12 protein-coding genes are annotated in these 12,223 nt (G+C 27.5%); all 12 read left to right on the top strand.

The annotated features are described in order from the left end of the window. The first annotated feature begins 2 nt into the window (after positions 1-2). The 12 genes from FDN13_RS02530 (at position 3) to FDN13_RS02475 (ending at position 12,190) form a co-directional block, all read left to right on the top strand. Complete coding sequence (locus FDN13_RS02530) at positions 3-551, top strand: PilN domain-containing protein (RefSeq protein ID WP_138978748.1); 549 nt, start codon at positions 3-5, stop codon at positions 549-551. Positions 552-556: 5 nt separating this feature from the next. After that, positions 557-1,645, top strand: coding sequence for a hypothetical protein (locus FDN13_RS02525; RefSeq protein WP_138978747.1), 1,089 nt, complete (start codon positions 557-559; stop codon positions 1,643-1,645). A 4-nt stretch (positions 1,646-1,649) separates the two neighbouring features. After that, the gene (locus tag FDN13_RS02520) at positions 1,650-2,387 is read left to right on the top strand and encodes a prepilin-type N-terminal cleavage/methylation domain-containing protein (RefSeq protein ID WP_168190044.1); all 738 of its coding nucleotides are present in this window, start codon (positions 1,650-1,652) and stop codon (positions 2,385-2,387) included. Between the two features lie 15 nt (positions 2,388-2,402). After that, the gene (locus tag FDN13_RS02515; RefSeq protein WP_138978745.1) at positions 2,403-4,733 is read left to right on the top strand and encodes a pilus assembly PilX N-terminal domain-containing protein; all 2,331 of its coding nucleotides are present in this window, start codon (positions 2,403-2,405) and stop codon (positions 4,731-4,733) included. 11 nt (positions 4,734-4,744) lie between these two features. Beyond that, on the top strand, positions 4,745-6,775 hold the full coding sequence (locus tag FDN13_RS02510; protein ID WP_138978744.1) for a vWA domain-containing protein: 2,031 nt from the start codon (positions 4,745-4,747) through the stop codon (positions 6,773-6,775). Positions 6,776-6,919: 144 nt separating this feature from the next. Next, positions 6,920-8,056: a CCA tRNA nucleotidyltransferase gene (locus FDN13_RS02505; RefSeq protein WP_138978743.1), complete on the top strand. Its 1,137-nt coding sequence runs from the start codon at positions 6,920-6,922 to the stop codon at positions 8,054-8,056. Beyond that, the gene (locus tag FDN13_RS02500; RefSeq protein WP_138978742.1) at positions 8,049-8,663 is read left to right on the top strand and encodes a site-2 protease family protein; all 615 of its coding nucleotides are present in this window, start codon (positions 8,049-8,051) and stop codon (positions 8,661-8,663) included. The genes FDN13_RS02505 and FDN13_RS02500 overlap by 8 nt, the downstream gene beginning before the upstream one ends. Positions 8,664-8,673: 10 nt before the next feature. Beyond that, the gene (locus tag FDN13_RS02495) at positions 8,674-9,423 is read left to right on the top strand and encodes a segregation/condensation protein A (RefSeq protein ID WP_138978741.1); all 750 of its coding nucleotides are present in this window, start codon (positions 8,674-8,676) and stop codon (positions 9,421-9,423) included. Then, positions 9,408-9,971, top strand: coding sequence for an SMC-Scp complex subunit ScpB (gene scpB, locus FDN13_RS02490; RefSeq protein WP_138978740.1), 564 nt, complete (start codon positions 9,408-9,410; stop codon positions 9,969-9,971). Before FDN13_RS02495 ends, scpB begins: the two co-directional genes overlap by 16 nt. Before the next feature lie 130 nt (positions 9,972-10,101). Then, positions 10,102-10,575 (top strand): hypothetical protein, encoded by a 474-nt coding sequence (locus tag FDN13_RS02485; protein ID WP_138978739.1) that lies wholly within the window; start codon positions 10,102-10,104, stop codon positions 10,573-10,575. Further along, positions 10,559-10,987, top strand: a complete 429-nt coding sequence (ytfJ, locus tag FDN13_RS02480; protein WP_138978738.1) for a GerW family sporulation protein — start codon at positions 10,559-10,561, stop codon at positions 10,985-10,987. The genes FDN13_RS02485 and ytfJ overlap by 17 nt, the downstream gene beginning before the upstream one ends. Positions 10,988-11,065: 78 nt before the next feature. After that, entirely contained in the window at positions 11,066-12,190 is a 1,125-nt protein-coding gene (locus FDN13_RS02475) for a D-alanyl-D-alanine carboxypeptidase family protein (protein ID WP_138978737.1), read from the top strand. The last annotated feature ends 33 nt before the right edge of the window (positions 12,191-12,223 follow it).

The following is a 12,223-nucleotide window of genomic DNA, read 5'->3' as shown; positions in this document are numbered from 1 at the left end:
TTATGTTTGATAATCTGATGATAAATAAAGATATAAATCTATTTGAGGCATATAACAGGCAAATTAAGAAAGAAAAGAATGATAATAAAAAAATATATTATGTTATTTTTATAGAAATAATCCTATTTATTGTTTTGACAGCGTTATCGCTTTATAGAATTTACTATTTAAAAATTCAAAACTTAAAGCTTACAGAGAGAATAAATAAGCTTATTCCAATAGAGCAGCAGGTTAAGGAATATACTGCAATAAAAAATTTATTTGATAGCAAAAAACTAATTGTAGATGAAATATCGAAACAAAATGAAATGTTAAATGAAGTTATAACAACTTTAGAAGACATAACTCCAACAGAAATTAATTTAGAAAATATGATAATAAATAAGGACAAGCTATCTTTTGTAATTAAATCAAACAAAGAAGAGAATATAGCTCAATTCATAAATAACATGCAAAATGCGGATATTTTCAGCAATGTAGTATTTAATGGTATTTCAAAACAAGGAAATGAAAAGAGAACTTCAATAACTGCTGACATAGTAAGGAAGTGATGAATATGTTAAAGCTTACGGATAGGGATAAAAAGTTATTATTGATATTATTAATTTTTATTATAGGAGTTGGATATTATTATATATATCAGTTTATGTTGGGAAAGATATCAAATCTTAAAGAAGAAAATCAAAAGCTTATAAATAGGGAGGAGGAATTAAATAGAGCTGTTGAAATATTTAATAAAAACAAGAATAAAATAGAAGAAACTAAATATGGCTATTTTGATATCTCTCAAAAGCTTTCAAAAAATTTAGATGAAAAATTCTGTATAGTTGATGCACTAAATTTATTAAGAAAATATGATGCGGAAATAAATGATCTTCCAGTTTCTGCAAGGCAGGAGTATAAATATACTAATAACAATAAAAAAATTGATGGAGGTTTTTATCATACACTGAAGATATCAACCAAGATAAGCTACGATAATCTAAAAAAGCTTTTAACCGAAACACAGAAATTCAATACGATTTACTCAATTGATAATATTTCAATAGTACCAACGGAAAAAAGCAATACTTTAGCAGTATCTTTTGATTTAAACTTTTTTGGATTTAAAGATGAAAATGCGCCAATTAGACAGTGGCAGGATTTAAATTTAAAGACAGGGAAGGATTATTTGTTTTCTAAATTAGATGTTTCAAAAAAAACTTCTGAAAAAGTAACTGATAGTTACATATTAGAGAATAAGGATTTTATAATAACAGCATCAACTTTAAATTCTCCAACAAGCGCAATTGAAATTATAAAGAGTGGAGACAATACAATAATATATGGAAAAAATAAGCAGATTGAAAAGGCTGAGATAGAAATAAAACAAAATAAAGATACTCTTCTTTATAAAATGTCAACTGAGGGTGATAAATATCCTAAAGATGATACCTATAAAGAATTTAAACCAAACACAGACAGTATTATAATTTCTATATATTCATCAGGAAGAAAATATGCAGATGATAAAAATATAGTGCTGCTAAATATAAAGAATGAGTCTGATAAGAAGGTAAAAGTTTATGTACTAAATGATGATAAAAACCTGCCAAGGCTTAACATAACAACTAATGGAAATAAGGTATATGTTGAAAAGAGATGATAAAATGAAAAATAAATATAAAAAGGGATATACTTTAGTGGAAGTTTTAGTCGCTGTAGCTGTTTTTGGAATGCTTATCCTTCCTATTTCAAAGATTATTGAATCTAATATAAATGTAAATAAGTCATCAAGGGAAGAATTAGAGTTAGCTTCAGTTTTAAGCTATGCTTATGAAGCTTTTTTAGAGAATAATAGTTTAAAAGAAAGTTCCTATCCCAACGATAACAGGTATACTATTCATTATAATGTTGAGGAAATAAATAATGAAATTTCATCTAAAGATATAGATTTAATATTAGATGAAAACAATATAAAGATTAATTCAATATATTCAATACCTGTTGGCCAAAACATGGATTTTAAGATAAGGATAACCTATAATAATAATAAAGCAAATTATGATATTACATATAATTCCATATCTTCTGGAGAAATAAACATACCCATAGAAAATCCAAATTTTATAATATATGCCAATATGATGAAAAAAGATGAAGATAAAAGTTTAAATATTCTTATTGATGGTGTCTATGAAAATGAAATTTACAGCAATAAAACAATTAAATTGTATAAAAAGATTAAAGAAGGAGAATACAATTTTAATATTGTTTCTATTTATCCTAATTTAATTGAAAAAACAGTAGATGAAAAAAAGTTTATTAATAAAAAAGTTATTATTACAATAAAAAAGGATGGAAAAAAGTTAAAGGAGAGCATTTATACTTTTAGTGTTAATGATTAAAGAGGTGTGATACCTGTGAAAAAGAAAAAAGGCTCAGCTATGATTTTTGTAATATTAATTATTGTTGTACTATTTACTTTAAGTGTGGGCTTAATGGAAATTACATTATCATCTTTAAGACAGAGTGCAAATTATAAAAATAAAAATGAAGCCTTTTATTATACCGATGCAGCAACTAATATAATAATAAATTATATAAATGCTGTAGGAAATGCTGCTAAAAGTGCAGTAAACGAATATTGCTTTACTCCATCAGGAGAGCCTAATTTAGATGATGAAAGAATAAAAGCAGCATATAACACAGATAATTTTGAAGATGAGATGAAAATAATTTTTCATGATTATTATGTAGATAAATTAAATAAGTATTTAAAAAATGAAATTACATTGCCGATTAAAGTAGGGGCGATGGAACTACCCATGGATTTAAAGTGGGAAGATGTTAAAGAGAAGATAAATGAAGATATTGGAAAAATGGAATCGGAAGATTTAAATATAACCTATCAATTTTATTCTGATTCAGATAATAGTTTGTTTCAAAGCATAAAAGACCATAGCAGATTATTTTATGAAAATGACAAAGGATTAGTAGATTCTTTAATAGTTAAAGCATCATTAAATAGTAAAAAGGTTGAGAGGATGCTGTTTACAAATTTCACATTTACACCTTTTAAAGATATTTCTGAGAATATTAATATAAATCTTGAAAAGAAAGGATATAACCCTTTGCTGGACTATTGTATATTGGCAGGGAAAAATCTTTTTGTAATAAACGGAGAAAGTACCTCTACTATAAATGGTGATGTATATGTAAGAGGCTCAGGGAATAAATTAAACGAGAATGCTGCTTATTATAAATATGGAGGAATTATTGTGGGTATTAATAAGGACACTGCAAAAGGGTTAAATGAATCCTCAGTTAACAAGTCAAACTTTAATATGAGTGATAATATAAGGGGAAATGTTGTAATTAACGGAACAGCGATAGTTGGAGGCATTGAAGAAAAAGAAGGTGTTACAAATGGAGAGGATAAAGATAAATATTATTTAAACAGTGGTTATATAAGGACAGCATCATCAAATTCAAAGGTTACAGTTAACGGAGATGTATATTGCAATTCGGTTGTTACTGATGAAGAAGCCGTAAATTCTTCAATGAACTTTAATAAGAATGTTTTTATAGCTGATAATGTTTCTTTATATGCTAAAGATGAAAATAATGATAATAGTATATATATTAAAAAGGATTTGATTTCCTTTGAGCAATCGGATGATGATTCGAATTTTAACAGTTCTTCTTCAATTGTTATAAATGATGACTCTGCAAAGCTTAAAATAGATGGAAAGGTTTATTTGTTTGGTACGGCTTTTATAGAGGAATTAAAAAATTCTGATAATAATATTTTTAAAACCTTTGAAACTACGGCTATTAATCCAAATTTCAATATGTATACATACAAAATAGATGGATACAATTATCGAGATTACTATTTGGATACAAATAATAAAGAAGATGAATTTTCAAAGATAAGTATGTTTGATGTATGGGATACACTAAACAAGATTGGAAACAGAGCTGCAGTTATAAATAATGCAAAGAATTATGTTAGTACATATTTAAATAACCATATAGTTAGTCCAGATATATTTGACTTTGAAATGAATAAATCTCAAATTGAATTAAACGATGTTGAAAGAAGCTACTATCCATTTTTATTTATTGCTAACAATAACCAGTATCTAAATCCCAACTATTCATTAGAGGATGAGGCTAAATATACAGCGGATACTAAAAAAACTGAAATTATTAGAAAGATAAAGTTCGAAGATAAAGGATTAAATTCTCAAGTTTATGGATACGGAGATGAAAGATTTAACTTTTTAAAGTATTATTTAGATTTTGATTGCTTAAATGGGGATATTCAGATTATCAATGTAAAGAAAAAAATTTATATAAGGCTTTCTAATAATGATATAGATATTAACCTAAATAGAGAAATGATTGACGGGGTAGATTATGACCTTAGTGACTATAAAGTTTTAATAGCAAGTTCAAAAAATGTAACAATAGATACTGATAAAGACACAAGAATCTATGGCAATATAATAAGCTTAGGAGATATAATTTTAAAAGGAAAAAATTTAACTTTTGAGTGGAATAAAGAAATTTCTAAAGAAATAATGAACTATTTTGATTTTTATAATAGTGATGACTGTATGAGGTTATATCAATTCTTTTCAAAAGGTATTATACTTGAAGATCTATATATTAAAGAAATATATACTGGGTATCCAAAGACTACTGACATATTAATTAATACAAGAAGACAAATAATTAAAAAATAGGATGTGATAATGTGAAAAAAAGAATTTTTTCAATCCTTATTGCGGTTATTTTAATTATGATGCAGGGGATTAACATAGTTGCAAATGCTAGTATTATTTTAGATACTGAAGCCTATTGTATTGTTCAAAGCAATACCATTTACAAGGATAAAGAAATTAATGTAATATACAGATACTATATAAACGGTAATGCTAAGGATTTTGATGATAAGGTTCCAATTAGTTTTAGCTATGCTGTTCCAGATCAGTTCAATTACAGTTCATCCAATTTGCCCAATGCAAGCTTTAATTCTCAAGTACTGACTGCTTCAGGATTGTCAAAGGAAACAAAAAAGTATATAGAATATAATATTGTTTTAAAATCAAAGCAAATCATTGATGTTAAAAGTTTAAACGATTTAGGGAAGATCACTGTTACTTATAAGAATAATCAAGGAAACGGCAATTTAAAAACTGTAGAAACAACAGTTAAAATACTTGTGCAGGATTCTAACAGCTGTTCTTATACTGATACAACTAATTTGCAATTTACAGCCCAAAAAAATAAAACTGAGATTTATACAGATGAAAAATTAGAAGTAGCATTTATGATAGAACCACAAGGACAAGTTAGTATTGAAAGGAAACCTGTTTCAATAATACTTATAATGGATACATCAGGTTCGATGAGTAGCAATAGTAAAATGGATAAGTCAAAGGAAGCAGCAAAGAAATTAATGGATTCTATATATAATAATAGAATAAGCAATGATAAGGTTGGTTTGGTTGACTTTGATACATATGTAAACAATAACAGCGGCAGCAGATATGTATATGATTTATATGGTAATTATTGGAGTACTTGGAGTACAAAGTATAAAAATATGAGCATTTGTAGCAGTTTAAAAAATATAGATAACAGTACATTATATGATTATAAAAATAAAATTGACAGCATGTATGCTATAAGTGATGGAGTAATTGGAGGAACGAACTTACAAGCAGCTCTGCTTCTTTCAAAGGGATATTTTAATAATGACAATAATGAAAAACATATCATAGTGTTAACTGATGGCAATCCTACATTTTATATGCTGTCCGATGGGAGTATAAAAGGCCTTGGTAGTAATTATGATGGAAATGCTGCTCAAAAAGCAATTAATGTTCTTAATGATTTAAATGCGATAGGAGTAAAGACTCACTTTATAGGTTTAAAAACAAAGGATGGCGATATCAATGATGACTTTATAAATGCAGCAGTAAGTGCAGGTGGAGGTTTAAAATTTGTAACTAATAACCCTGATGAAGTTGATTCCATTATGCAGAGTATATATAATGTTATAAATAAATCAATTGTATATAGCAATATCAATTTTGAGTATGATATTCCTGAAGGGATAGAAGTAGATCAGGAAAGTCTGCCAAATGGATTTAAAGTTGAAAATGGCAAAGTTATTGGACAAATCAATGATTTCGAATTTAAAAACAATCAATCTCCGCCTCAGCCCTATAATTTTAAAATCTATTTTAAACCTAAAAAAACTGGGAGTATAGATTTAGGAGAGGCACAGATAAAGTATACCAAAAATAGTGTATTAGGAAATTCAGAGGGTACTAGGCAGGTGGAATTAGGAAGTGTAAAGGTTAGCTTGGGAGATTACTATAATTACATTAATTTTAACGAAATGCAGATAAATAAAAAAATAGTACCTGATAAAACGACATTTTCTACTACTTTAACAAGTAATAAGAATGATTTAAATAATCTATCAGATGATGTAAAAGTTGAATTAATAATAGGGACTGATAATGATAATATAAATATTACATGTAAAACAGGGAATCTCTTGTTTGATAAAAATTCATCTTCTAAAACATGTATCTATCAGGCGACTATTGTCGATTCATCGAAGGAACAAAACGTTAATATAATAGTAAAAGCAATTAAAATAAAATTGAATGGAAAAGAATATATTATAGATAGTAAAGAGGAAATTACTAAATATTTTAATAATAAAGAACCTATACAGAGATTGAAGATTAAAAAATTTTCATTGAGATAAAAAATAAATTTTTGAAGTTTTAACAATTAGTGCCTGCTATGCAGGCACTTCAGTTTTTATTTAGAAATAGTTAAAGTAATGGTATAATAAATTATATTTTATTTTTGTGTTTATATTTTACTGAGCTTTTGTGGAGGTCTTAGAATGGGGTTTTTAAATTATGAAATAGTTAAAACCTTTTCAAGTATATTTGAGCTATTAAATATTAATGGTTATCTTGTTGGAGGAGCAGTAAGGGATATTTTGATGGGATTTGAGCCTATAGATTTTGATTTTCTCAGTGAGTTAGATGAAAATGAGCATTATGAAACTACTATAAAAATTGCTGAGATATTAAAATGCGATTTTAAATATAACAGTTTCTTTCATACAGCAAAGTTTTTTTATAAAGGCTTTGATGTTGACTTTGTAATGGCAAGGTCGGAGAAGTATTTAGATACATCCTCAAAGCCTATAATAAAATCAGCAGGAATTATAGAGGATTTAAAAAGAAGAGATTTTACAATAAATTCAATTGCAGTTAGTTTAAAGGATGAGAAATTTGAAATTATTGATCCTTTTAATGGAATTGAGGATATTAAAAATAAAAAATTAAAGATACTTCATAAAAAAAGTTTTAAAGATGATCCGACAAGAATATTTAGAGGTATAAAATATGCATCAAGATTTGAATTTGACTTTGAAGATAAAACTAAAAAAAGTTTAGAAGAGGCTTTGTATAGAGGTTATCTATTAAAACTTCCTAGAAGTAGAATAAGATTAGAGATGGAGAGCCTTTTTAATGAAAAAAATGTTCTTTTATCATGTGCCTTTTTAAAACGATACAAAATATTAGAATCTATTATAAAATCAAATATATATATATTCACAGATTATGATAAAATAAAGTTTAGTAGACTAAGTTTTAAGGATAAGTTAATCCTTATTTTTTATAAAAACGAAGAAGAAGTACTTAATAGTTTAAAGGATTTTTTATGCTTAGGTGAGAACTTTATAGATGAAGTAATAAATATTAAAAATATAGAAAATAAACTTTTAAAGTGTGACTTTGAAGTGTATAAATATCTTTTTAACAAAAGGAATATAAAAGATGAGGTTCTTGATGTTGCATTTGAAAAAGATATTAGAATCCAAAACTATATAAAATATAAAAATTTAATAAAAATTGATATAAGTGATATTTTGAATTTACCAGAAGAAAAAAGAAAAGAATATATATCATTAAAGAAAGCAGAATCAATGATAACTTTACAAAAAATTGGAGGACAAGACCATGTTTAATTATGATATAGGACAATTTTTAATGACAGGTATAGCAATAATTATATCCCTATCAATTCATGAGTATTCTCATGCATTGATATCCACTCTTCAAGGTGATGATATACCCTACAGATATGGAAGGCTGACTTTAAATCCACTTGCCCATATTGATCCAATAGGAATAATATCATTATTTTTATTTAAGTTTGGATGGGCAAAGCCTGTTCCAATCAGTTCAAGAAATTATAGGAATAGAAGATTAGGAGTAATACTTACATCTTTTGCAGGGCCGGTTTCAAATATTATACTTGCTTTTTTTACAGCTCTTTGCTTTTATTTGTTTAATCCAACAAATGAAGGGATTGTATATTTTTTAGGGGAACTATTTACAATAAATACAGGCCTTGCAGTTTTCAACATTATTCCCATTCCCCCTCTTGACGGCTCAAAGATATTTGGAGAGTTATTTGGAGGAAAAGTTGCTGAATTTATTTATGGAATTGAAAGATGGGGTATGTTTTTAATTTTTGCATTGCTTTGGATACCACAAGTGAGCTATATGTTATCTTTTTTAATTCACATAGTTAAATTATATATACTAAAACTTGTAATAATGATTGTATGATGGTGATAATATGTCAATAAATATTAAACTTGAAATGTTTGAAGGTCCTTTAGACCTTCTTTTACACTTAATAAAAAAATCGGAAGTTGATATATATAACATACCTATTGCAGAGATTACGGACCAATATATTGCATATTTAAAGGCAATGGAGGATCTTGATCTTGAGATAGCAAGTGAATTTTTAGTTATGGCATCAACTCTTCTTGAGATTAAATCCAAAATGCTATTACCAAGGACAAGCAACAAGGAGGATGAGGAATCTGCAGATGTTGATCCAAGACAGGAACTTGTACAAAAACTTGTAGAGTATAAAAAGTATAAAGAGTTTGCAGAAAAACTAAAGGAATATGAAAAAAGCAGCATTATTTTTTTTAAGGATCCTGAAATAATAGATGATATTGAAAATAAGGATATATATTTCAATAATATTACAGTTGAAAACCTTATGAAGGCTTATAAAAATGTGATAAATGCTTATGAGAAAAAGTTTAATAAAAGAAGTGAAATACCAAAGGATATAGATTACGATGAGTTTAAGATTGAGGATAAGATGGAATATATTAAAAGCACTATATATTCCTATAAGAGAGTATCATTTAATAAGTTTTTTGAGAACGCAAAATCAAAACTTGAAATTGTAGTAACTTTTCTTGCAATGCTTGAACTTATAAAACTTAAGATTATAAGAGCTATTCAATACAGAAACTTTGAGGAAATCATAATAGAAGGGCAGGATGAGCTATGGAAGATTTCTTAATGGACTTTCAGTTTGAAGATGAACAGAGGCTTAAAGGGATAATAGAATCAGTTCTTTTTGCAGCAGGAGATCCTGTCTTAATAAAAGATTTAGCACAGATAGTAGGAATAAGCGAAAAAAGGGTTGAAGCTATAATAGAATTTTTATCTGAGGATTATAAAGCTGAAAATAGAGGACTTTATATAGTAAGATTTAATAATAAAGTGCAGATTTCAACAAAACCTGAATATGCTGCCTATGTGAAAAAGCTTGTAAAGCAAGAGGGAAGACAGAATCTCTCTCAAGCTGCTCTTGAAACTTTATCTATAATTGCATATAGACAGCCTATAACAAGGATGGAAATAGATGAAATAAGAGGGGTAAGGAGTGATAGGGCAATAGCTACTCTTATTGAAAGAGGACTTATAAAAGAAAATGGAAGGCTTGATGCTCCAGGAAGACCAATACTATATTGCACCACCGATGATTTTTTAAAGTATTTTGGATTTAAAAATATTAAAGAATTACCTGAACTTATTGAATTTAATTTAGCTTATGAGGAAAAATAAATAAAAGAAATACTTATTCCGGGGTGTAAAGATGATAACAATTATATTAATCGTAATTTTATTGATAATCTTATTTTTCCTCATAAGCACTATATGTTTTTCAATAAATATAAACCAGGACAAAAAAATAATGATAAATATTATTTTATTTAAAGTTATAAAAATTAAAATAAATGAAAAAAATAAATTAAGAAAGAAAAATAAAGCTTCTAAATTTAATGTTCCTCCTAAGATAATTATTGATATTGCTAAAAAGTCATTGCCATCGATAGGATATTTGATTAATAAATCAAATATAAATGTAGATTTCAGTTTGACTTTTGGATTTTCAGCCCCGGATAAAACAGCTTTAACTTATGGCTTGATTAATGCTATTATTTATTCATTTGATTGTTTTTTAAGTAATACTGCAAAAAAATTTTACTCAACATATAAAATAGTACCAGATCTTAAAAATGAAAAAATTGAGTTGTACCTTGATTTTAAAATTTATATTAAATTATTTTTTGTATTAGCTTTCTTCTTTAAACTTTTGAAGGTTTTATTAGCCTATAAATATTATTTTAAAATTAAAGGTGGTGTAGCGTATGGAGCATCCAATTGAGGGCTTAATGAAGACTACTCTTGATAATTTAAAACAGATGATTGATGTTAATACTATTGTAGGCGATGCAGTTGAAACTCAGGATGGTACTGTAATAATCCCAATTTCTAAGGTTAGTATAGGCTTTATATCAGGTGGCACAGAATTTAAAGAAGAAGCTGCAAAAGGAGATGAAAATAAAAAGATGCCCTTTGGAGGTGGAAGTGGAGCAGGAGTTTCACTTCAGCCTGTTGCTTTTCTTGTAGTAAAGCAAGATTATGTAAGATTGCTTCCAGTTGCTCAGGCAGGGTCTATTGAAAGAATAATAGATAACATACCTGATTTTATTGATGAAATTGTAACCTTGTTTAAAAAGGATAAAAATAAGGATGAAGTAAAAACAGAAGAAAGCACAGCATTTAATGCAACATAATTATGACCGCACATCTTAAAAAGGTGTGCGGATATTACTTAATAGGCTTATTTATTTGGGTTATAGGAGGCATATAATATGAAATATAAAAAAGCTATTTTACTTTTTATTATTTTAATATATTTTTGTAGCTTTACTTATAGCCCTAAAAAAGATATAAACTTAAAATGCCTCTCAGGTGTAGTAATAGATCAAGACTCGGGAAGAATATTGTATTCAAAAAATGGGGATATGGTTCTTCCAATGGCAAGTACTACAAAGATTATGACAGCAATTATTGCGATTGAAAAAAGCAATCTTAATGAATTAGTAACTATTTCAGATAAAGCAGTTTCAATAAAAGGTTCTGTTGTTGGTTATAAAAAAGGGGAAAAAATAACTATTGAAGAACTTTTATATGGTCTTATACTCCGCTCCGGTAATGATGCTGCCATTGCAATTGCAGAGCATATATCAGGTAGTGTTGAAGCTTTTTCAAAACTTATGACAGACAAGGCTTTTGAAATAGGAGCATATAATACAAGCTTCAAAAGCCCCCATGGACTTGATATGGAAAATCACTACACAACTGCAATTGATCTTGCAAGGATAACAGCTTATGCAATGAAGGATGAAACCTTTGTAAAAATATCTTCTACAAAGTATGTAGATTCTGGAGAGAGTGGAAAATTCACAAGGAGTTATAATAGTATAAATAAATTTTTATATCAATATCCAAATTCAGATGGAGTAAAAACAGGTTATACAGGAAAAGCTGGAAAATGTTTTGTTGCATCAGTTAAAAATCCCTATGGAAGATTTATCTGTGTAGTATTAAATAGTAGTGATAGATGGAGGGATGCAGCACAGCTTGTAGATTATGCAGCAAAAAACTATAAATATGTAAAAATACTTGGAAAAGATGAACTTGTAAAATCTTTCAAGGTATATGGAGGAGATTATAAATATATAGCTGGCAAAATTGAAAAGGATTTATATATACCTGTAAAGGAAGATGAAATGGATAGTTTAAAGATAGAAGTATACGCACCTTCGGTTCTATTTTCACCAATCAAAGAAAATGAAATAGTTGGGAATGTAGTAGTTTATGTAAAGGATTATATAGTTGGTAAATATCCTGTCTTTAGTGATAGAGAGGTTAAAAGAAAGAATTTTGCACAGGAACTTAAAAAGTTGATAGAAAAAATAGCGAAAATGAGGTAACCAAAAGCCCCCTTCAAGAATACTCTGAATATA

Source organism: Caloramator sp. E03, assembly GCF_006016075.1.
GTDB lineage: Bacteria > Bacillota > Clostridia > Clostridiales > Caloramatoraceae > Caloramator_B.
The sequence above is the reverse complement of the archived record's forward strand: the minus strand, read 5'-3'. Positions and strand labels throughout refer to the sequence as shown.

What these genes read in the sequence shown, in the direction of transcription:
- FDN13_RS02530 (WP_138978748.1), top strand. Translation starts at nt 3, where the DNA reads ATGTTTGATAATCTGATGATAAATAAAGATATAAATCTATTTGAGGCA.
- FDN13_RS02525 (WP_138978747.1), top strand. Translation starts at nt 557, where the DNA reads ATGTTAAAGCTTACGGATAGGGATAAAAAGTTATTATTGATATTATTA.
- FDN13_RS02520 (WP_168190044.1), top strand. Translation starts at nt 1,650, where the DNA reads ATGAAAAATAAATATAAAAAGGGATATACTTTAGTGGAAGTTTTAGTC.
- FDN13_RS02505 (WP_138978743.1), top strand. Translation starts at nt 6,920, where the DNA reads ATGGGGTTTTTAAATTATGAAATAGTTAAAACCTTTTCAAGTATATTT.
- FDN13_RS02500 (WP_138978742.1), top strand. Translation starts at nt 8,049, where the DNA reads ATGTTTAATTATGATATAGGACAATTTTTAATGACAGGTATAGCAATA.
- FDN13_RS02495 (WP_138978741.1), top strand. Translation starts at nt 8,674, where the DNA reads ATGTCAATAAATATTAAACTTGAAATGTTTGAAGGTCCTTTAGACCTT.
- scpB (WP_138978740.1), top strand. Translation starts at nt 9,408, where the DNA reads ATGGAAGATTTCTTAATGGACTTTCAGTTTGAAGATGAACAGAGGCTT.
- FDN13_RS02485 (WP_138978739.1), top strand. Translation starts at nt 10,102, where the DNA reads ATGATAAATATTATTTTATTTAAAGTTATAAAAATTAAAATAAATGAA.
- ytfJ (WP_138978738.1), top strand. Translation starts at nt 10,559, where the DNA reads ATGGAGCATCCAATTGAGGGCTTAATGAAGACTACTCTTGATAATTTA.
- FDN13_RS02475 (WP_138978737.1), top strand. Translation starts at nt 11,066, where the DNA reads ATGAAATATAAAAAAGCTATTTTACTTTTTATTATTTTAATATATTTT.